The 376-nt window shown below is 47.6% G+C and carries 1 protein-coding gene; it reads right to left on the bottom strand.

Features of this window, described 5'->3' with window-relative positions; all coding sequences use genetic code 11:
* The coding region (locus tag AB4585_RS29195; RefSeq protein ID WP_372172307.1) for an AMP-binding protein at positions 1–376 on the bottom strand (376 nt) is incomplete at both ends.

The following is a 376-nucleotide window of genomic DNA, read 5'->3' as shown; positions in this document are numbered from 1 at the left end:
TATTTGAATCTCACCCACTTGATTTGCGCCTAATGGCATTCCAGTGTCATCTACGATTCTCATTTCCGTACTTGGCAGTGGTACTCCGATAGCCGGCACAAATTGCTGTTGAGTATGGACGCCACCGGCAACTACTGGCGAACATTCGGTTAACCCGTAGCCCTCAATAATGGGCATCCCAGTGATGGCTTGCCATTCATCGGCGACGTGTTTTTGTGTCGCCATGCCGCCGGCAATAGTGAACTCAGCGTTAGAGAAGTCGAGCTCTTTAAATTTTGCATGATTAATTAGGGCGGCGAAGAGGGTATTCAGGCCAAATATCATGGTAAACGGGTACTTACTGAGATCATTCACAAAGGTGTTTAAATCCCTAGGG

The organism is Vibrio sp. 10N.222.49.C9 (assembly GCF_041474985.1).
GTDB classification, from domain to species: Bacteria; Pseudomonadota; Gammaproteobacteria; order Enterobacterales; family Vibrionaceae; genus Vibrio; species Vibrio crassostreae_C.
The sequence above is the reverse complement of the archived record's forward strand: the minus strand, read 5'-3'. Positions and strand labels throughout refer to the sequence as shown.